The 19419-nt window shown below is 43.5% G+C and carries 16 protein-coding genes; 11 read left to right on the top strand and 5 right to left on the bottom strand.

What is annotated here, in order from left to right:
• The first annotated feature begins 14 nt into the window (after positions 1-14).
• From ACFPZG_RS14035 to ACFPZG_RS14020, 4 genes are all read left to right on the top strand, one after another.
• A complete protein-coding gene (locus tag ACFPZG_RS14035; RefSeq protein ID WP_317941080.1) occupies positions 15-1283 on the top strand; it encodes a S41 family peptidase in 1269 nt (422 codons plus the stop codon).
• A 123-nt stretch (positions 1284-1406) separates the two neighbouring features.
• Positions 1407-2798, top strand: coding sequence for a TldD/PmbA family protein (locus tag ACFPZG_RS14030; protein WP_283733813.1), 1392 nt, complete (start codon positions 1407-1409; stop codon positions 2796-2798).
• 4 nt (positions 2799-2802) lie between these two features.
• Positions 2803-4155 (top strand): TldD/PmbA family protein, encoded by a 1353-nt coding sequence (locus ACFPZG_RS14025; protein WP_317941082.1) that lies wholly within the window; start codon positions 2803-2805, stop codon positions 4153-4155.
• A 161-nt stretch (positions 4156-4316) separates the two neighbouring features.
• Positions 4317-5024, top strand: a complete 708-nt coding sequence (locus ACFPZG_RS14020; protein WP_283733814.1) for a hypothetical protein — start codon at positions 4317-4319, stop codon at positions 5022-5024.
• A gap of 198 nt (positions 5025-5222) precedes the next feature.
• Here ACFPZG_RS14020 and ACFPZG_RS14015 read toward each other — a convergent pair whose 3' ends face one another.
• From ACFPZG_RS14015 to ACFPZG_RS14000, 4 genes are all read right to left on the bottom strand, one after another.
• Positions 5223-6383 carry an MFS transporter gene (locus ACFPZG_RS14015; protein ID WP_283733815.1) on the bottom strand — a complete coding sequence of 387 codons (1161 nt, stop codon included), beginning with the start codon at positions 6381-6383 and terminating at the stop codon, positions 5223-5225.
• 404 nt (positions 6384-6787) lie between these two features.
• Positions 6788-9187, bottom strand: a complete 2400-nt coding sequence (locus tag ACFPZG_RS14010; RefSeq protein WP_317941085.1) for a heavy metal translocating P-type ATPase — start codon at positions 9185-9187, stop codon at positions 6788-6790.
• A gap of 76 nt (positions 9188-9263) precedes the next feature.
• Positions 9264-9473 carry a copper chaperone CopZ gene (gene copZ / locus ACFPZG_RS14005; protein WP_283733816.1) on the bottom strand — a complete coding sequence of 70 codons (210 nt, stop codon included), beginning with the start codon at positions 9471-9473 and terminating at the stop codon, positions 9264-9266.
• 13 nt (positions 9474-9486) lie between these two features.
• Positions 9487-9729 carry a metal-sensitive transcriptional regulator gene (locus tag ACFPZG_RS14000; RefSeq protein ID WP_283734573.1) on the bottom strand — a complete coding sequence of 81 codons (243 nt, stop codon included), beginning with the start codon at positions 9727-9729 and terminating at the stop codon, positions 9487-9489.
• A gap of 372 nt (positions 9730-10101) precedes the next feature.
• Between ACFPZG_RS14000 and ACFPZG_RS13995 the strand changes: the two genes are divergently transcribed.
• On the top strand, positions 10102-10242 hold the full coding sequence (locus ACFPZG_RS13995; protein WP_283733817.1) for an Lmo0850 family protein: 141 nt from the start codon (positions 10102-10104) through the stop codon (positions 10240-10242).
• Between the two features lie 290 nt (positions 10243-10532).
• Here the strand turns inward: ACFPZG_RS13995 and ACFPZG_RS13990 are convergent, their stop codons facing one another.
• Positions 10533-11714 carry an FtsW/RodA/SpoVE family cell cycle protein gene (locus tag ACFPZG_RS13990; protein ID WP_283733818.1) on the bottom strand — a complete coding sequence of 394 codons (1182 nt, stop codon included), beginning with the start codon at positions 11712-11714 and terminating at the stop codon, positions 10533-10535.
• A 413-nt stretch (positions 11715-12127) separates the two neighbouring features.
• On the opposite strand from ACFPZG_RS13990, the gene ACFPZG_RS13985 reads away from it, so the two are divergent.
• The 6 genes from ACFPZG_RS13985 to ACFPZG_RS13960 all read left to right on the top strand — a co-directional run bounded on the left by ACFPZG_RS13985 (position 12128) and on the right by ACFPZG_RS13960 (position 19267).
• The gene (locus ACFPZG_RS13985) at positions 12128-13192 is read left to right on the top strand and encodes a D-alanine--D-alanine ligase (protein ID WP_317941086.1); all 1065 of its coding nucleotides are present in this window, start codon (positions 12128-12130) and stop codon (positions 13190-13192) included.
• A 12-nt stretch (positions 13193-13204) separates the two neighbouring features.
• A complete protein-coding gene (locus tag ACFPZG_RS13980; RefSeq protein ID WP_283733819.1) occupies positions 13205-14578 on the top strand; it encodes a UDP-N-acetylmuramoyl-tripeptide--D-alanyl-D-alanine ligase in 1374 nt (457 codons plus the stop codon).
• A complete protein-coding gene (locus tag ACFPZG_RS13975) occupies positions 14575-15279 on the top strand; it encodes an alpha/beta hydrolase (RefSeq protein WP_283733820.1) in 705 nt (234 codons plus the stop codon). Before ACFPZG_RS13980 ends, ACFPZG_RS13975 begins: the two co-directional genes overlap by 4 nt.
• Positions 15280-15634: 355 nt before the next feature.
• Complete coding sequence (locus tag ACFPZG_RS13970; RefSeq protein ID WP_283733821.1) at positions 15635-17131, top strand: DEAD/DEAH box helicase; 1497 nt, start codon at positions 15635-15637, stop codon at positions 17129-17131.
• 113 nt (positions 17132-17244) lie between these two features.
• Positions 17245-17724: a PH domain-containing protein gene (locus ACFPZG_RS13965; protein ID WP_283733822.1), complete on the top strand. Its 480-nt coding sequence runs from the start codon at positions 17245-17247 to the stop codon at positions 17722-17724.
• On the top strand, positions 17717-19267 hold the full coding sequence (locus ACFPZG_RS13960) for a PH domain-containing protein (RefSeq protein WP_317941087.1): 1551 nt from the start codon (positions 17717-17719) through the stop codon (positions 19265-19267). Before ACFPZG_RS13965 ends, ACFPZG_RS13960 begins: the two co-directional genes overlap by 8 nt.
• Positions 19268-19419: the final 152 nt, after the last annotated feature.

Below are 19419 nucleotides of genomic sequence, written 5' to 3'. Positions count from 1 at the left end.
TGGGGGCTTAGGGAATGGAAACGATCTTTAAAGAAATTATTCAAATCATGCACAACGACTACGCTGGTTGCAATGATAAGCGAGGATGTGACAGACCTGAGCATTTCCTTAAGATGATTAAGGGGGATGCACAGCTGTCGAAGAAGGAATTCAAGGAAATTGTTGAAGAGTACCTGTTAGACTTCAACGATCAACATATCCATTTCATTATGGAAAATGCGGAAGATGAAAAACCAAAAAGTCGTGGTTTCAAAGTACGCCGCTACGGAGATCGATTGTACGTTACGGAAGTCGATTCGGAGGACCGGCTTCAACCTAAAATGAGTTTCGTTTCGATTGGGGGATATAGCATTCCGGAATTGAAGGATCGTCATCACCGGTTGTTGAACGAAAATCATGCTGAACGAGAAAATTGGGCTCCGATCCTCATGCTTTATAGCGAGGGCGAAATTGCAGATGAAAATGAAAGTTGGACTTTACAATTCAACCAGTATGAGAAGAAGCCTTATGTGCCGACCTATTCGGTGGAAGAAAGAGATGGGGTCGCTTTTATTACGATGACCGACTTTGCAAATCCGGATGCCATCGTGAAACTGGTCGAGGAGAATAAGCAGCTCCTTGATATGACGGATAAGTGGATTATTGACGTTCGTGTAAATTATGGTGGTAGCGATTCAAGCTTCCATCCGTTTATTCCATACTTAGTCCCTGAAGAGGGCATCGAGCTCGCGGATCCGGAGAACACAATGCTGTTCAATTGCACGGAAGCGAGTGCAAGTCGAATCCTATCTGAACTGGATGAGGTGCTTGCGAGTACGAAAGGTGAGCAAGGTCAGTGGTTCTTGAATGTCTTCAAGCGGGAATGGGAGAGGAATCGTGGGAAGGGTTTCGTCGAATTCGACTTTGGTGATATTGTAGGCGATACGTTCGTAAAAGGGTCCAAACATCCTTCTTCAGTCATCGTGTTGGCAGATGTCTTCTGTGGCAGTTCAGGTGATTCATTTGTAGAAGGCGTAAAGAAGTCGAGTAAAGTGACCGTCATCGGCAGAGCGACAATGGGGCTGAATGATTACGCGAACTTGGTGACCGCGAGATGGAACGAAGGGTTTGAGCTGATGTATCCGTCGTCGCGCCTTTCCCGAATTGATAAAAGGCAGGGCATGACGGGTGTTGGCATAGCGCCGCATGTCTATATTCCGTGGACACCGGAGCATATTGTTGAGGATATTGATGTAAAAAAGGCTTTTGAGCTTTTAACGAGAAACCGTATCATGGCGAATTAAGGGATATTATAGTGGCCTATTCGTAATGATTAGGCCCTGAATATTTAAAAATGAAACTATTTTCATAACTATTCGTATATCTATATGCATCGTTATTAGAAAAATAGGAACTGGGGGAAAATTATGCTGAACAAAGCGCTTATTGAAGATGTGTTGCAAGCTGCACTTGAAACGGGCGGCGATTTTTCGGAAGTTTTTGTTGAGGATCGGTATACGAATCATATGGTCCTTCAAAATTCTCGTCTGGAGAAAAATTTGTCCGGGCGGGATTTTGGTGTGGGAATCAGGGTGTTCCTTGGGTTACAAAGCGTCTATGCTTACACGAATGACTTCTCAAGAGAGGGACTTTTGAAAGCTGCTCGTACGGCTGCGAAAGCCATTCAAGGGAAGAAGGATGGGAAAACAAGCATTATCCCGCTTTTGAAAGAATCGGTTACAACGCTTCACCCGATAAAAATCATGCCAAATGAAGCAGATAAAATCCGTAAGCTTTCCGTGATGCGGAATGCGAATGAAATCATTAGAAACTACGATTCGGAAATTGTGCAAGCAATCATTAACTTGATTGACGAGGAGCAAAATGTGCTTATTGCCAACTCAGAAGGGAAATTTGTTGAGGATCAGCGGGTAAGAAGCCGGATGTCTATGGTATCCGTCGCTTCAGATGGGACGGATATGCAGACCGGTTTTTATGGCCCTGGCGCATACCAAGGCTTCGAGTTTATCGAAAACCTAGACCTCAATCATTATGCGAAGGAATCTGCTCGGATTGCTAAAACGATGCTACATGCGGATCCGGCACCAAGCGGGAAATTCCCTGTCATTATCGACAATGAATTTGGCGGCGTGATTTTCCATGAAGCATGCGGCCACAGCCTTGAAGCGACTTCAGTAGCAAAAAACGCTTCTGTTTTTGCGAATAAATTAGGACAAAAAGTAGCGTCAGATCTTGTTACATATATTGACGACGGGACACTTGAAAACGAATGGGGCTCACTCAATATTGACGATGAAGGTGAAAAGTCCCGAAAAAATGTACTCATTGAAGACGGTATTCTAAAAGGTTACATGATTGATAAATTAAACGGAAGACGGATGGGAATGGAGTCCACAGGCTCAAGCCGGAGACAATCGTACAGATTTGCACCAACATCACGGATGACTAATACGTATATTGCTCCAGGAAAATCCACGCCTGAAGAAATCATAGCGGACACAGAATACGGCATTTACGCGAAATACATGGGCGGCGGTTCGGTCAATCCTGGAACAGGAGATTTCAACTTTGCAGTCAATGAGGCGTACTTGGTCAAAAACGGAAAAATTGAGAAGCCCATTCGAGGGGCGACTTTGATCGGGAACGGAGCAAAAACGATCCTGAATATCGACCGTGTCGGAAATAATTTAGGCCATGGTGCAGGAATGTGCGGTTCATCAAGTGGTAGTTTACCAGTGAATGTCGGGCAACCGATGGTACGTGTCAGTGAAATCACGGTCGGCGGAAAGGAGGCATAATAAAATGAGCATTGAACAATTGAAAGAACGACTGTTTGCGGAGGGCCAAAATATAGGTTTTACCGATCTTGAACTCTACTATGAGAAAAGAGAGAGTCTTTCGATCGGGTTGTATGAAGGGGAAGTGGATAAATACGACTTTTCCGATGTTCAAGGTGCATCTGTAAGGGGATTGTATAATGGGAAAACGGGTTACGCCTATACGGAAAAGTTTGATGAGGAATCTGTCTCATTCCTACTGAAAAATGCAGCGGAGAATGCAGAACTGATCGAAAATGAACCGGAAGAGTTATTCACAGAAGAAGCGGAGTATGCGGAAACTCAGTTCTACAGTCCGGAATTAGATGCAGTAAAGCCGGAAGATATGATTGGATTCTTACAAGAAGTGGAGAAGAAAATCCTATCGTATGACCACCGTGTAACAAAGGTCACTTCATCCCAAATGCGATACCAGAGATCGGAAAAAGGTCTCTACCATGATAAAGGGCTTGAGTTAAGAGAAGCGAATAACTCTTTATTCTTTTACGTCTCGATTTTCGTCGAGGAAAATGGTGAATTAAAATCCGGATCAGTTTTTAGGATCACAAAAGATTTTAATGAGCTTGATGCAGATGCGATTGTTAAAGAGGTAGTTGAACAAGGCTTAAGCATGTTGGGAGAAAGAAATTATCCGAATAAAAAATACCCGGTTGTATTGAAAAATAAAGCAGCAGCTTCCCTGTTGGCTACGTTCACATCCTCTTTCTCGGCCCAAGCCGTACAGGATAACAGATCCCGACTAAAAGGAAAGTTAGGCGAGAAGATTGCGGCAGATCATGTGAATCTGATTGACAACCCGTTTCTTCCTGAGGGAATCCAAAGTTCGACATTCGATTCGGAAGGGGTACCGACGCGAAAGCTTAGCATTGTTGAGGAAGGAAACTTACAAACCTACTTCCATAACTTGAAAACTGCTAAAAAGGATGGCGTGGAGACTACAGGCCATGCGCATCGCAGTTCTTATAAGGGATCCGTCGAAGTAAGCCCATCCAATTTCTATATTGAACCTGCACCTCAAACCTATGAGCAACTTTACGGGGAGTTTGACGAAGGCATCATCATTACCGGTTTAGCTGGTCTGCATTCTGGAGCGCATCCGATTTCGGGCGACTTTTCATTGGCGGCTGACGGCTATTACGTAAAGGATGGCAAGATTGTCGGCCCGACGAAGCAGATGACGGTAGCCGGGAACTTCTTTGAAGTCCTCCAAGACATTGAGGAAATCGGTAGTGACCTGATCTTCTCACCAATGGGCTCCAGCGGATATATCGGTTCACCATCATTGAAGATTAAGAGCTTGGCGGTTACGGTTGATTAATTGATACTGTAGATATCCTTACCAAAAAACGTAGCGGGGGAATCGGTGGCTTGCTTATTGTCACCGGTAACCCCGTTTCTTTTAAATCATTTTGCACTGTTGGGTTGAAATGTAACGAAATGCCATGAATTTTCGTCTTATTGTTAAAGGGGAAGATTTCATTGAAGAAAATGAGTATGATCATTCTGGTTTTTAGTTTACTGTTACTAACAGGCTGTCGGTCATTACCATTCGGGGGGCAAAGTAGAATTGAATGGGTTGATTTTATTAAGTTGAATGGAAAAGAATACAATGGAATCTATTCTGGGGTTTTGGCTGACGAAGATTATGTAGGAGAACAGATTGGCACGGTTAAATTTAAAGTAGTGGGTAATGTAACGAACCCAAACTATAAAATCAAAAACGGGGATGCGGCTTTCCATGATAAAGGGACCGTGATTTTAAAGATTAAGAATCACTCAGATCTAATAGCTGTGAAGGACACTCACACTATAAATGGCTATAAAGTATATTATTCACGTGAAGATACTGACTACAAATGGCATTTTAAAGATATGCCTATTGAAAAAGTCGACAGAATTGAGATATACCATTCGCATCTACCGGAAGGGGATAAACTTATTTCTGAATTGACGATGGACGACGAAATTAATAGCTTCCTTCAATTATTAGTAAATAGTGAAGAAAATCCAAATTTCCAACGGAACCTAAAAACAGGGGATCCCACATTTTATAAAATGATTTTTTACACAGAAGCACCTATTGCCTATCAATATTATATGCAGTTCGATGGAGACACCTATTTCTGGCATCCATGGGACACTTCAATCATTTCTGATGAAATGAAATTATTTATTATTGGAAATTAAACCTTTATCAATTTATATAAGGACAATGGCAAATACTTTATTGCGGGACCGAAGTCAATGGTTGGTGATATTTCTGACTATCTCCGGAACAATAATATTCCGAAGCGCGCTATTAAGAAGGATGCGTTTTTGGGGTATTTGTAATTATAGTTTAAGAAAAGGCATAACATTGTTTGTTCAATGTTATGCCTTTTCTATTTACACTGACCGCAATGTTTTCGAAGACTTTCTATACATGAAAATGAAGACGATGGAAATAATGGCGAGAGCTGCAGAAATGTAATAGATTTCGCCTGTCATTCTTGTGAATAGCCATGTGAATAAAAGTGGCCCGATGATGCGTCCCATATTGTCCATGGAATACGTCATACCAGCGGCTGTACCGTATTTCCCACCCGATTCCTTAGATGTCAGTGAAACAAGTATTGTCCGTGATAGAGCGTTTCCTGCAGTGAAAACGGCTAATGCGACACCTGCCCAAAATAGGCTACCTGTGAAAGGTATTAATATCAGTCCTGCCGCAGTGACAATCTGGCCACTTAGTATCCATTTGGTTTCCGAACCGTTCTTAACGCGGCGCACAACGCCACCTTGAATGGCCGCGTCGACAAATCCACTCGCCATGAATAGATACCCGACTTGCTTTGGTGTAATTTCGATAGCTGAAATCTGGAACAATTGGAATGTGGACTCAATCCCCGCTAAGATCAATGTCACCATAAAGGAGACTAAAAACAAGTTTCGTATCCGATATTGCCAAAGTGTTGCTCCGCCTTTCGGTAGCCATGTTCGTTTGTTGGCCTCGCCAAGACGTTCAGGCTCTTTCAGGATGGCAACCGTGTAAATAACCAATAGAAGCGTCAATATGCCTGAAGCAAGAAAAGGCAATTGCATGTTAGAGTGACCTAACACACCACCGATTGCTGGTCCGAAAATGAATCCAAGTCCGATAGACATGCCAAGCAGGCCCATGTACTTATTCCGATTTTCCTCTGTCGTCATATCCCCGACAAATCCTGTAACAGCCGTATATAGCGCACCGGAGAAGATACCCCCAACTACCCGTGAAAGGTACAGCATTGTAAGGTTTTCAATGAAGAAGGCGAATAGGAAAAAACTAAGACTGAAACCGATAAGACCTACGATAATTAGTTTCTTACGGCCTGTCCGATCGGAAAATGAACCCCAAAACGGTGCTGTAAAGAATGAAGCGAGCGAATAAACAGTGAGCAATCCACCCACATGAATTTCGGAAAGATTTTGTTGCACAATCACTTCCGGCAAGATTGGTATAATAATGCCAAATCCAAGATAAACGAAAAATTGGACGGACATCAATAGAAGAATCGATTTTTTCATATGACAACCCGCTTTCTGTAACTATCAATACTGCTATTTTACTCATTTATCTTGCCAGGTTCAAAGAGATATGTGTTGGGAAACGACATCCATTGAACAAAGGTTGTCCAAACTTGTCCATATTCTTACGTAGCATGTTGGAAAACCCATCCTTTTTTGTGCGGGAAATAGAGAGTCGGTGATAAAGTGATGAGAGTCGGTGATAAACTCTTGAGAGTCGGTGATAAATTGCCGAGAGTCGGTGATAACCTCCCGAGAGTCGGTGATAACCTCCCGAGAGTCGGTGATAACCTCCCGAGAGTCGGTTATAAACCCACGAGTCGGTGATAACCCCCTGAGAGTCGGTGATAACAACCAAAAACCCCCTCCGCCATCGTGGCAAAGGGGGCGTACGATACACACACTTATCTCAACTTCACTCTTTGCAAACGCAATGCATTCAACACAACTGACACCGAACTGAAAGCCATTGCTGCTCCTGCAACCCATGGTGCGAGGAAGCCCACTGCGGCAATCGGGATGCCGACCGTGTTATAGGCGAGCGCCCAAAACAGGTTTTGCTTAATATTGCGTACAGTCAACCGGCTCATGCGGATCGTATCAGCTACACGTAACAAATCACCGTGCATCAATGTAACATCCGCAGCCTCCATTGCAACCGCAGTTCCTGTTCCCATTGCCATTCCAATGTCGGCAACAGCCAAAGCAGGTGCATCGTTAATGCCGTCACCGACCATAGCTACACGCTTTCCTTCCGCCTGAAGCGAAGCGACGACTTCAGCTTTGCGTTCCGGCAGGACACCAGCAATAACATGGTCAATTCCGGCCTCCGCCGCAATCGCTTTCGCAGTTCGTTCCTGGTCGCCAGTAAGCATGATGACGTCAAGACCCATATCGCGAAGTTCAAGAATCGCTTGTTTGGATGTCTCTTTCAAAGTATCAGCTACTGCGATCGTCGCTACATGCTTGCCATCCACTGCCATATACATGACTGTCTTTCCTTCGTTTTCGAGTTTTTCAACTTCGGCTATATCCACATTTAGATCAATACCTTGATCAGCAAGCAATTTCCGCGTACCCATTAAAACGGTCGAACCTTCGATAACACTTCGAATGCCGTGTCCTGGAATCGCCTCAAATTGCTCATCAGCAGGCAGTTTTTCAACTTCATTCAAACCAAATGATGTAATTGCCTTTGCAACTGGATGCTCAGAATCACTTTCCGCTGCAGCTGCATAGGCTATTAGTTGTTGTCGATCTGCGTCTTCAGAGACAAGAAAATCTGTCACTTCAGGAATGCCTTTTGTAATCGTTCCGGTCTTATCCAACACGACCGTGTCGACCGCTTTTGTCTGCTCCATCGCTTCAGCAGTTTTGAATAAAACCCCTTGCTCCGCTGCACGTCCTGATCCTGCCATAATCGAAGTTGGAGTTGCAAGTCCAAGGGCACAAGGACAGGCGATAACGAGAACAGCAATCATAGCAGTTAATGCTTCCGCAAAATTGCCTGGTGAAGCGATGAAATACCATATCAAAAATGTAACAACGGCTATGCCTACAACGATGGGTACGAAAATACCGGAAATCTGATCAGCGAGCCGCTGGATAGGGGCTTTCGAACCTTGTGCCTCTTCCACGACGCGGATGATGTTCGAAAGTACAGTGTCCTTGCCGATTTTCTTCGCACGGACTCGTAAAGAACCATTTGAATTCACGGTGGCCGCAAATACATCGTCACCGACCTTTTTATCGACTGGTAAACTTTCACCGGTCAACATAGACTCATCAACTGCAGATTCCCCAGCAATCACTTCGGCATCAACAGGAATGGATGAGCCAGGGCGAATGACAAGGACATCTCCGATTTGGACGTCACCAATTGGGATTTCAGTAATCTCGCCGTCTTTTTCAACAATCGCCATTGTAGGCTGCAAGCCCATCAATTTCTTAATGGCATCCGAAGAACGTCCTTTTGCACGTGCTTCAAATACTTTACCAAGTAAAATAAGCGTAATTAATACAGCACTTGTTTCGAAATAAAGTCCGTGATCGGAACCGATCAATACTAGATAGACCGAATAGAAATAAGCGGCGGACGTTCCGAGTGCAACGAGGACATCCATATTTGCGCTTTTATTGCGAAGGGCATAGAAAGCCCCTTTGTAAAACATCCAACCAATGACGAATTGAACCGGTGTCGCAAGTAACCATTGCACATACGGGTTCATCAGCCAAGCAGGAACAGGCATCCATGATGTGAATGAAAAATGAGAGAACATCGTCCAAAGAAGCGGGAAGGAGAGAGCCGCAGAAATATAAAACAGCCTTGTTTTATGTCGGATCTCTTTCTGACGATGATCTTCGGTACCTTCAGGAATTTCGCTTTTTAATTCAGCGTCATACCCCATGTTTTTAATCTTGGCAATCAGGTCGGAAGGGTTGATGACAGAAGGGTCATATTCAACTTTCCCTGTTTCAAGCGCTAAGTTGACAGTCGCTAACTGGACACCTTCCATGCGCGATAATCCTTTTTCGATTCGTGCGGAACACGCGGCGCATGTCATTCCGGAAATTTGTAAGTCTGCCTCTTCTTTGACAGTGTCATATCCTAATGATTTTATTTTTTCCTGGATTGCTTGGATATCAACCTTTTCATTATCAAATGAAACGGCTGCCTTTTCGGTGGCGAAGTTCACAGTCGCAGAGCCAATGCCGTCCATTCGTTGTAGACCTTTCTCTACACGATTAGCACAAGCGGCGCATGTCATACCGGTAATGGAAATATCCCTTTTCACTTCACTCATTTCAATGCACCTTCTTTATTATTTATTACCCTCGGGGGGTATATAAAATTCCAAAAGAAACTGCGGAAATCCGCAGTTAGACAACGTCATATCCTTGATCTTCAATTGTTTCAGTAATATGTTGCACACTTGTTTGGGAGCTTTCAAAATCAACAGCAACAGTAGCTGCTTTTAAATCGACGCTAACTGCATTTACTCCAGCCATTTTGCCGACACTTTCTTCTACTGCCTTTACGCAATGTCCGCAAGACATGCCTTTAACATTTAAAACTGCTTTATCTGCCATGATTTGTTCCTCCTTATTTTCGCATTAATTTTGAGATGGTAACGCTCAGTTCTTCAAGCACTTCATCATCACCTTCAGCGAGCCGATCTTTGACACAGCCTTTCAAATGACCGTCCAACAGTATTCTTGCGACGCTATTTAAAGCCGATTGGGTGGCCGATAATTGTGTAATGATATCATCACAGTAAGTATCCGCTTCAATCATTCCCTTAATGCCGCGAATTTGGCCCTCAATCCGATTTAACCGGTGGACCATATTCGTCTTAACACTTTCAGGATGATGGCTTTTCCTTTTTCCGCAAGAAGGTTCAGATTGCTCGTCAGCCACATCATTTATCAAGTCCTTAGTCAATGTACCGCCTCCTTCTATATTCATATTACGGTACCCGCGTAGGGTATGTCAAATAGATGACTATTTTTTGTGAAATTAGTGTGAAGCAAGCTTTATTTTCAATACATGTATAAAGTATTTACAAAAAGCGAACAATCTGTAACATAATTGAAAGATTTAAAAGTGGACAGGAGTGGTATGATGTGTATAGATGATAATTGGCATGAATTTCATGTTGATGAAACTTACCAAAGCAACGACACGTCAACATTATATAGAAAGGTCGAGGTGGAAAAGATGGCGAAAGAAAAAGTTGATTTGAAAAAAATCATCTCCAACTTGGCGAAGTTGGGTGTTTCGGCAACAGCTACGAAATCCCGTTTGGAAATGCTGAAAGCCCTCGCGCCACCTGCAAATGACCCGCAAATACAGTCATAACAAAAATCTCCCGCATACTTGCTATGCGGGAGATTTTTTTGTGGCGTTATTGTCCAGCTGCAGGCGCCAGATGCTCGGGTCATAAGTCAAAGCCGCTGCGTGGCAAAGACCGCCACTCTGCATCTTCGCCTTATGCCTGTCGCATCTAAGCAGGCGCCTTCCGCTTTTCGATGTCCAGCTGCAACGACCAGGCCCTCGGGTCATAAGCCGTATTGACTGTGCGGCAAAGAGCGCCGCTTCGTCAATCCATCTTATGCCTGTCGGGCCTAACCGGTCGTTTCCGCTTTTCGTTATTCGTCATCATCGGAACTAAACATATACGTCCTATGATGGAACTTCATACTGAACACAAGTCCGATTGCGAGCATGTTACCCATCAACGAACTACCCCCGTAACTGATGAACGGCAATGGGATACCTGTGATTGGCAGAAGTTGTGTCGTCATGCCGATATTTTCGAATACATGGAATGTAATCATCGCGATGATGCCTGCGCAAATATATGTGCTGAATGGATCTTTCAGTTCAAGTGTAATTTTGGTCATATGATAAATCAGGAAGAAGTAGAGACAAATGACGAGACTTGCTCCGATAAATCCCCAATCCTCGCCAATTACGCTGAAAATGAAATCGGTATGACTTTCTGCAACGTATACTTCTCGCCCTTTGAATCCTTTACCAAAAACTTCTCCTGACCCGATCGCATTCAAAGATGTAATAAGATGACGGCCTTCATTGGATGCATACGAGTAGGGGTCAATCCACGAGTAAATCCGCTCGAAGTGATAAGGTTTGAATCCAAACTTCGCCAAAAATTCCTGGGCGTATAGTGCCATCCAGAGTAGGGTTAGACCAAGAGTTGCGGCCCCGACAAAAATCGGAAGAATGATCTTCCATGTAATGCCGGCAACAATGATCAAAGCAACAGTAATGGCGATGAAAACGAGTCCTGTTCCCAAGTCAGGTTGCAACATGATGAAGATAAATGGAATTATAAAAACTGCGCCGATTTTGCCAAGTAATAGAAAATCCGATTGCAATGTCTTTTCCAAATACCGCTCATGGTGTTTTGTGATTGTGCGTGCCATGCCGATGATGAAAAATGTCTTCATGAATTCGGCTGGCTGGATGCTCCCGATGCCTGGGAGGTGAAACCAGCTCTTTGCCCCGTTTCGACGGTGTACAAGCTCCATGCTTTCAGGCAAAATGTAGAGTATTGCCAATAGGAGTATACCACCGCCATAGATGATCCATGCCGCTTTCTTGTATTGCTCCGGCTCCAAATACATCGTCATTGCAATAATAATTGAACCTATGACATACCATTGAATTTGGGATGGGATGAAGTTTATATTGTATTGTCCCGTTGTTTGAGCAGAAGAGATGGCGATAATGCTTATAGTACCAAACAGAAGAAGAATGAATGCCAGTGGCCAATCGAAACGATCTACGGGTTTTTTATCTATTTTCACTAAGTTCACCTTATATTTTAATTTATTTGCTTGAAAACCAGAATTAAGTATAACGGAAAATTGCTCATTTGCACGCATTATTTAATTGTAAAATGTTGACTCGGCAAACGCCCGTGCATACATATATACTAATAGGATCTATCAACTCAAGTGGTGCAGCCTTCGTAAAGTGGCGAAACGGTCAGAGGCCTATTTTGTAAACCGAAAGAAATTACTTTTTCTGTTTAACTACCAAAGTTATATATAAAGTATAACGTATCGAGCAGACTAAATCATGTTCTTCAAAGGACGTACGGCAGTGTAGTAAGTTCCAGATAGAAAAAGGTCCTTCTGGATTATGTGTTTTTTTAATCGGTTTACTGTTTTCGTGGTAAACTATAATAACGAAATCTAACGGTTAGTGAGGGAGATTTATGAAAAAGAAATTGGGTATTGTGTACGGTGGGAAATCCGCGGAGCATGAAGTATCCCTATCTACTGCCAGAGCAGTGACAAATGCAATTGACTTTGAAAAATACGAAGTAATACCTGTCTATATAACATATAAAGGCGAATGGAGGAAAGGGGAGCCGCTTCTTGCACCCGTGGAATCTATTGACCAACTGCGTTTTAAAAAGGATGTAGAAAAGCCGGATTGCATCGATAGTTTTTTAAATGGAAATGAAACGCCGGATATCATCCTCCCACTATTGCATGGTACGAATGGGGAAGACGGAACGGTTCAAGGACTTTTTGAGGTGATGAACATTCCATACGCGGGGAATGGTGTACTTGCATCTTCAGCCGGTATGGATAAGGTCGTCATGAAACAACTTTTCGCCCATGTCGGATTAAAGCAAGTTCCTTACGTCCATTTTATCCGTTCGGAATGGAAGAAAGACCAAGTGCACTGGATTAAAAAAATGGAGAGCGAATTGACATTTCCGATGTTCGTAAAGCCTGCCAATTTAGGTTCAAGTGTCGGGATTAGTAAGGCTGTCGATCATGAAAGCCTACTTGCAGCGGTTGAGTTCGCCTTAAAATTCGACCGTAAAATTATTGTTGAGCAAGGAGTCACAGCGCGTGAAATTGAAGTCGCCGTTCTTGGTAACGATGATCCGAAATGTTCGGTCCTTGGGGAGATTAAACCTGTTGCTGCGTTCTATGATTATGAAGCGAAGTACCAGGATGGCAATACGGAATTGCTTATCCCTGCACCTGTTACGAATGTTGTCGAAACAACATTGAAGGATATGGCAATCCGTGCATTCAAAGTCCTTGATTGCTCAGGACTCGTTCGCGCCGACTTCTTTGTAACGGATCGGGATGAAGTACTTATTAATGAAGTAAATACAATGCCAGGCTTCACTCCGACAAGCATGTTCCCATTATTATGGCAACACGCGGGCATATCGTATCCGGAATTGATTGATCAACTGATTGAGCTTGCATTGGAACGTCATGAAGAAAAGAAACAGATACAATATACAATGGATTGAGTGTGATAGATTGTGAAAAGACAATTGACTGAACTTGCAGGATGGCTGAAAGCTGACGGTCAGAATATGGAAAATACAATTGTTACAGGGGCTTCGATTGATACGCGGACATTGTCGAAAGGCGACTTATTCATCCCGTTCCGTGGAGAACAGGTGAATGGACACCAATATGTCCAACAGGCCTTCGATAAAGGGGCGGCTGCTTCTCTTTGGCTGAAAGATGAACCGGGAGCACCCGCAGATTTGCCACTCATTTTTGTTGATGATTCTGAGCTGGCACTTCAGCAGCTGGCGCGCGCCTATCGTAATGAACTAACATGCAAATTTATCGGTGTCACAGGATCAAACGGGAAGACATCGACTAAAGATTTAATCACGAGTGTATTGGCACCACATTTTAAAGTCCGTAAAACAGAAGGGAACTTCAATAATCAGTTAGGATTGCCTTTAACGATTTTGACACTTGAAGACGATACGGATATCGCTGTCCTTGAGATGGGGATGAGCGATTTCGGTGAAATTTCCTTCTTATCGGAAGTGGCAAAACCGCATTTCGCAGTCATTTCGAATATCGGAGAAGCACATATGCAGAATCTTGGCTCGCGTGAAGGGATTGCAAAGGCTAAATTTGAAATCATCGATGGATTGAAGGATGACGGAAAGCTTTTCTATGACGGAGATGAGCCGCTACTGAGGAATCTTGTCGGATTGCATCCCGGCCTACAGACAGTATCATTTGGTTATTCGGAAACGGCAGATCTAAAGCTTGTGAAGATGGAATCAGGTGATGAAGGAAGTAATTATAAAGTTACCGGAATAGTGGAAGGTGACTTTACGATTCCCGTCTTCGGTGCCCATCAAGTGAAAAACTCACTAACTGCAATTTTGATCGCTGATGAATTGGGGCTGAGTCAAGAAGAAATTCGTTCTGCACTATTAGACGCGAGTCTTACAGATATGAGGATGCAGCCCGTCATTTCAAAAAGCGGTGCCTTATTTATCAATGATGCCTTCAACGCCGCTCCGACATCGATGAATGCTGCACTTTCATTCTTGCGTGAGACTGGACTTCGAAAAGAAAAATGGGCTGTATTGGGAGATATGTTGGAACTTGGTGATAATGAACGGACTTACCATGAATCGATTGCTCATCAGCTCAACAAAATACAATTGAAGGGGATCCTATTATTTGGACCGCGAATGAAATGGCTTTACGATGAGCTGAAGAAAACTGGGAACGGATCTGAAATTATTTGGTCGGAAGACAATTACGAACCACTTATTCAAGAGCTTCTGGCTTATAGCGACAAAGATTCCATCATTTTATTGAAAGGGTCAAGAGGCATGGCCCTTGAAAAAATCATGAACGGCGTAATGGAAGCGTGAAAACGGGCGTATTGTTTCTTCACGGATTTACAGGTGGTCCATTTGAAGTCCGTCCTCTCATCGACTATTTGAAGAAGAAGACGGACTGGATCATTACTACACCGGTCTTGCCAGGGCACGACTTCCCGATGGATTTGGGCAAATCATCAGCGGAAGCTTGGATGATGGAGGCTGAGCTAAGCCTGAATCGATTGAGGAAAGAGGTTGACCGGGTCATAGTTGTCGGCTTTTCGATGGGCGGGATTATTGCATTATATTTAGCCTTGCGCTACCCGATTGATAAGCTTGTATTGCTGAGTGCCGCGGCTAAGTACATCAGTCCGCGGATCCTTCTTGAGGACATGGCAATTATGATGTCGGACTCGGTGACGAAAAACTATCCTCCGAACACGTTCTATCATTTGTATGATTATAAATTACGAAACACCCCTCTACACGCGATGAAAGAGTTTTTACGTGTCGTCAAAATGGTGGAGCCGTATTACGGTAACATTTCAACACCTGTCTGTGTGGTTCAAGGGAAAAGAGATGGTATCGTTCCATTTTCCACTGGAGAACATTTGCTGCGCTCCCTTGGCTCCGTGCAAAAGCAATTGATTGTTTCGGAAAAAGGGAAGCATCATATTTGCTATAGCGATGATTGCCGTGAATGGTTTCCGCAGGTTTATGAATTCATGAGAAAAGATCAAAGCGAAATCTGATTATTACTTTATAATGCGGATTGATTGCGGATAGTTCTCGACCGTGATAAACTACTATGAGTATTGGATACATTTACACGAGACTCTTCCGGTGGCGAAGAGTACTTTTTTTTGAATAAAACGGTTTATAGTCACTTGCCCGTTTTTAAAAATAAACCGTCGGCAAAGACCAGCTTTCCTTTTCACTATTGCCTCTGAAATTTAGAAGTTCAAGCCCCTTTGAACTTTTGCCCACTACAGAGAATCATAAAATATCGGAAACGTTCCCATAGAAGTTTAAGGCTCGAATTTGCCGTGCTTTCATTTGCAAATGTAACCAATTGCTAAATGAAGAAATCAAAGGAGATTGAGAAGTTTGACGAAATTTTCAGAACTTAACATCAGCGAATCCACACAAAATGCATTGCTGCGCATGGGATTTGAAGAAGCAACACCGATTCAAGAAGGCACGATCACATACGGCATGGAAGGCCGTGATGTAATCGGTCAAGCGCAGACAGGTACAGGTAAAACAGCTGCATTCGGGATTCCTATGATCGAAAAAATCGATGTGAACAACCCATCAGTGCAAGCCCTTGTTATCGCACCGACACGTGAATTGGCAATCCAAGTATCCGAGGAAATCTATAAAATCGGTTACGGAAGGCGCGCACGTGTATTGACTGTGTACGGCGGCCAAGAAATCGGACGACAAATTCGAGCTTTACGCAACAATCCACAAATTGTTGTCGGAACTCCGGGACGAATCCTTGACCATATCAACCGTAGAACATTGAAATTAAACAATGTACAGACGCTTGTTCTTGACGAAGCAGATGAAATGTTGAACATGGGCTTCATCGAAGACATCAACACAATTTTGGCAGCCGTACCAGCAGAACGCCAAACACTTCTGTTTTCTGCAACAATGCCTCCTGCAATCCGTAAGATTGCGGAAACATTCATGAAAGAGCCGGAAATGGTGAAGATCAAATCAAAAGAAATGACAGTTGAAAACATCGACCAATTCTTCGTAAAAGCGCAAGAAAGAGAAAAATTCGATGTCCTTTCACGCTTATTGAACGTTCACCAACCTGAACTTGCAATCATCTTCGGACGTACAAAGCGCCGTGTTGATGAACTTTCTCACGCATTAAGCATCCGCGGATACCTTGCTGAAGGAATCCACGGCGACTTGACGCAAGCGAAGCGTATGTCAGTTCTTCGCCAATTTAAGGAAAATAAAATCGATATCCTTGTCGCAACAGACGTTGCAGCACGTGGATTGGATATTTCAGGTGTTTCGCATGTATACAACTTCGATATTCCACAAGACCCTGAAAGCTATGTACACCGTATCGGACGTACAGGACGCGCAGGAAAAAGTGGTGTCGCAGTTACATTCGTAACTCCACGTGAAATGAGTTATCTCCGTGTTGTTGAAGAAACGACTAAAAAGCGGATGACTCCATTAGAGCCGCCGACTGAGGATGAAGCATTAGTTGGTCAACAACGCCTTGCAATGGAACAGTTGGAAGAAATCATTGCGAAAAACGAGTTGAACGATTACTTGCCTCTTGCATCTGAACTTCTTGAGAAGCATGATGCGAAAACAATCGTTGCAGCCGCAATTAGATCATTAACAAAAGAACCGGATGACACACCTGTGAAAATCACGGAAGAGCGCCCATTGCCTTCACGCAAAACGCAATCCCGTGACCGTGGCGGCTACAAAGGCAGCCGTGGCGGCGGACGTTCATTTGGGGGCGGACGTGGATATGGTGGCGGCGGTGGATCACGCCGTAGTAGTAGTAGTAGTAACCGTGATCGCGATGGCCGCAGAGATCGTTCAAAAGGCAAATCTGATAGATAATAAAACAAAACCTCCGTTGATGAACCATCATCTTCGGAGGTTTTTTTCTTTAAATGAAACATTTTCGTAAGATGAACGTATAAAATAGGAAGATAGAAAGAGGTGTTTGGGGAATGAGATCTCAACCGGCTAATCGGATTTCAAAAAAAGGTTTAAGAGTATGGAGATTGTATGGCATGATTCAAACGATTATCCTTGCGGTGTTAGCAATTGGCGGCGGAGTGCTTACCTATTTTTTGGAGGGGCCGTGGTGGATTTATGCTGTTGAAACCGTGCTTCTCTTGATAATCGGTTATTTACTTATTATTTTATTCCCGAAAGTCCGATGGATGCGGTGGCGTTATGAGGTGAGGGACTCTGAAATTGAGTTGCAACATGGGATATTCATCGTAAAACGAACGTTGATCCCGATGGTGCGGGTCCAGCATGTCGATACATCACAAGGACCGATTCTAAGGAAATATGGGCTGGCGGAAATCTCGATTTCTACAGCTGCCACAGTTCATACAATTCCTGCATTGATAATGGCGGAAGCGGATGAACTACGTGGAAGGATTTCGGTACTTGCAAGGGTGGCGGAAGATGATGTCTGAACAACAACGTTATAAATTACATTGGATAACTGCTATTATTGAAATGTTAAAAACGATGAAAGAGGCAATTCTTCCCCTGGTCGTCCTTGTATTCGCGAATGGCTGGAAAGGCGGAGGAACGGGACCGTGGTATTTTGAGTATTTGTCTTTTATCATCTTTGGAGTATTGATCATAAGTTTATTCGTAAGTGGAATTATTAAGTGGAAACGATTCGAGTATTGGTTCGAAGATGACGAGCTTCGGATTGAATCGGGTTTATTCGTCAAAAAGAAACGTTATATCCCTTTTGATAGAATTCAAAGCCTTGATTATACTGAAGGGATTTTCCACAGACCGTTTGGGCTTGTCAAGGTGAAGGTGGAAACAGCGGGTGGTTCCTCGATGAAGAAGGCGGAAGGTGAATTGACTGCCATTACGAAGGTAGCCGCTGAACGGATTAAAATCGAGCTTGCAGAGGCAAAAAAACGGAAAAAGGAAAAACCGGTTGTTGAAGGGGAAGAGACTCTTCTTGCTGATGACAGTTGGGAAGTTCCAGTTGAAGAGACGGTTTCACTGCGAAAGATCTTCTCGATGTCGACAAAAGATTTATTGATACTCGCAACGACATCAGGCGGTATAGGGGTCATTCTATCGGGGGTCGCCATCTTTATGTCCCAATTCGCGGATCTAATACCGTTTGAATGGATGTATGAGGAGATTTCCGCATTTATCAAATTTGGTGTATTAATCGTCGCGATAGCAGTGTTTCTTGGATTGTTTGGTGTTTGGATTTTATCCGTAGGGATGACCTTCCTTTCCCATTATAATTTCACAGTTTCCTTGGACAAGGAAGATATAATCATTACAAGAGGCTTACTCGAGAAGAAAAGGGTGACCGTCCCGTTGAAACGGATCCAAAGCGTAGTTCTCATCGAAAACCCATTCCGGAAAGTATTCGGTTATGCTTCCGTGAAAATTCATAGTGCGGGTGGGGGAGTTGGAGAAAGCTCTAGGATTAATTTATTCCCACTCGTCAAAAGAAGTGAAGTGGAAACATATTTAAGCGAAATCTTCCCTGAATTATATTTAGAAGAACCCTCAAAAAAGCCAACATCAAAAGGACGTCCTTATTATTACCGTATCGATTTCCTGTGGATGTTACCTGTAATCGGGGCACTAATTTATTTCTTTTTCCCTTATGGACTATTTTCACTAACTATCATACCTGTCATCGTAGCGTACGGTATATGGCAACATCGTTCCGCGGCATATGAAATTGTTGATCATCAACTGATTATGCGTTTCAGAGCGTTTAGCTTGCAGACAGCCTACACGATGAAAAAAAGGATACAGTCAATGGAGATGAAACAAAGCTACTTCCATCGACGTAAAGGGGTCGCGACTATTTTAGTTAATGTGAAATCCGGCATGGGCAGCTACCAAGCCACTGTTCAGCACATGGATGTTGAGGATGCAGAGATGATTTTGGATTGGTACGAGAAGGGTAAGAGGCCAGATCCGTTTTCATTCGACGAAGATGAAGTAGAAAAAGGCCTGCGATGACCTCGCAGGCTTTTGTTATCATCCAGCTCCGGGCGGCAGGAATGTGCCTTAATTTCTGCAAAACCGCAGAAATACGGCAAATCGAACCCTTCGCTGTTCGATTGGCTCGGGGTCATAAGTCAAAGCAGCTCTGTGGCAAAAACCGCCACTCC

Source organism: Sporosarcina thermotolerans (genome assembly GCF_042658975.1).
Lineage (GTDB): Bacteria > Bacillota > Bacilli > Bacillales_A > Planococcaceae > Sporosarcina > Sporosarcina thermotolerans.
Note: the sequence above shows the minus strand (reverse complement) of the source record. Positions and strands in the feature narration are given on the sequence as shown.

What these genes read in the sequence shown, in the direction of transcription:
- ACFPZG_RS14035 (WP_317941080.1), top strand. Translation starts at nt 15, where the DNA reads ATGGAAACGATCTTTAAAGAAATTATTCAAATCATGCACAACGACTAC.
- ACFPZG_RS14030 (WP_283733813.1), top strand. Translation starts at nt 1,407, where the DNA reads ATGCTGAACAAAGCGCTTATTGAAGATGTGTTGCAAGCTGCACTTGAA.
- ACFPZG_RS14025 (WP_317941082.1), top strand. Translation starts at nt 2,803, where the DNA reads ATGAGCATTGAACAATTGAAAGAACGACTGTTTGCGGAGGGCCAAAAT.
- ACFPZG_RS14015 (WP_283733815.1), bottom strand. Translation starts at nt 6,383, where the DNA reads ATGAAAAAATCGATTCTTCTATTGATGTCCGTCCAATTTTTCGTTTAT.
- ACFPZG_RS14010 (WP_317941085.1), bottom strand. Translation starts at nt 9,187, where the DNA reads ATGAGTGAAGTGAAAAGGGATATTTCCATTACCGGTATGACATGCGCC.
- copZ (WP_283733816.1), bottom strand. Translation starts at nt 9,473, where the DNA reads ATGGCAGATAAAGCAGTTTTAAATGTTAAAGGCATGTCTTGCGGACAT.
- ACFPZG_RS14000 (WP_283734573.1), bottom strand. Translation starts at nt 9,729, where the DNA reads ATGGTCCACCGGTTAAATCGGATTGAGGGCCAAATTCGCGGCATTAAG.
- ACFPZG_RS13995 (WP_283733817.1), top strand. Translation starts at nt 10,102, where the DNA reads ATGGCGAAAGAAAAAGTTGATTTGAAAAAAATCATCTCCAACTTGGCG.
- ACFPZG_RS13985 (WP_317941086.1), top strand. Translation starts at nt 12,128, where the DNA reads ATGAAAAAGAAATTGGGTATTGTGTACGGTGGGAAATCCGCGGAGCAT.
- ACFPZG_RS13965 (WP_283733822.1), top strand. Translation starts at nt 17,245, where the DNA reads ATGAGATCTCAACCGGCTAATCGGATTTCAAAAAAAGGTTTAAGAGTA.
- ACFPZG_RS13960 (WP_317941087.1), top strand. Translation starts at nt 17,717, where the DNA reads ATGTCTGAACAACAACGTTATAAATTACATTGGATAACTGCTATTATT.